This window comes from Campylobacter sp. 7477a (genome assembly GCF_014892335.1).
GTDB classification, from domain to species: Bacteria; Campylobacterota; Campylobacteria; order Campylobacterales; family Campylobacteraceae; genus Campylobacter_A; species Campylobacter_A californiensis.
Window position 1 is genome coordinate 1 of the sequence record NZ_JADBJH010000028.1, and the last position, 1069, is coordinate 1069.

The following is a 1069-nucleotide window of genomic DNA, read 5'->3' on the forward strand; positions in this document are numbered from 1 at the left end:
TAATAAATCTTATGCAAAAGGTAAAAAAGTGAGAATGGGAAAAAATATGGAGCAAATATCGTAATGGTCGGTATTTTATGACTTAGAGACATAAGGTAAAAAATGAGAAACTAAAATGCAAAATTTGCAAAATTTACGCATTTTTTTCATATTTTGAAAGTTAAGCTTCAAACTCCTTCAAAATCACTTCAAAACTTCAAAAATTATTTCAAGGTTGCGTAAATGCACCAGACGGAAGCACTTTTTTAACGATACCGACTATTTTAAGCATTTCTAGCTCATCGCCGGTTATCACAATATCTTTATAAAGCTCATTCATCGAAGTTAGTCTAACTTCCCTATTTATCGGATCACGTAGCAGCTTTTTAACGTATAAATCGCCATTAATATTTGCGATGACGATTTCGCCGTTGCTAGCCTCGTGCGTAGGCAAGACAAGCACCATATCGCCGTCTTTTAAAAACGGCTCCATGCTATCGCCAAGCACATTTATAACGTCGTATTGTTTAGCCGGGATACGTAATACATTTGTCAAAAAAGAAGCTGTAATAGGTATGTTTTTAAAGCTCTCATTGTCGTTATTTGCACCGTATCCAGCGGCTGTACTAACGCTAGGGAAAAAGCGTAAATTTATAAGTCTATTTTCTTGCTCTTGCATAAGTGCTTGCAATTTTTGTAATTTTTCGGATTTTTCTGGACTAAGGGACATACTAGGAGACGACTTAGGGACACTAGGGGACAAATTTTTACTATGACTAAGGGACAAGTCGTCATATAAATTTTTAACTTTGACACCGAGTGCTTCTGCAATTTTAGATAAATTATCTGTCGTTGGGTTTGTTTTTCCATTTTCATACCGCTTTATAGTTTCAATAGAAACGCCTGAAAATTTTGCTAAATCAGCTTGTGTCCAATCCTTATTGGTTCTAAAAGCTTTAATATTTTCAGAAAGTGTCATAAAACACCCCCCCCCTTTTTTTATCTTGACAAAGTGTCATAAATGTGCTATAATTCTTTTAATTTAGTTTTTAAAATTATACTTGCAAAAGTTTAATTAAAATTAAAAGTA

At 33.8% G+C, this 1069-nt stretch carries 1 protein-coding gene; it reads right to left on the reverse strand.

The annotated features are described in order from the left end of the window. Positions 1-208 precede the first annotated feature (208 nt). Positions 209-958 (reverse strand): XRE family transcriptional regulator, encoded by a 750-nt coding sequence (locus CCAL5182_RS08945; protein WP_336610835.1) that lies wholly within the window; start codon positions 956-958, stop codon positions 209-211. Positions 959-1069 lie beyond the last annotated feature (111 nt).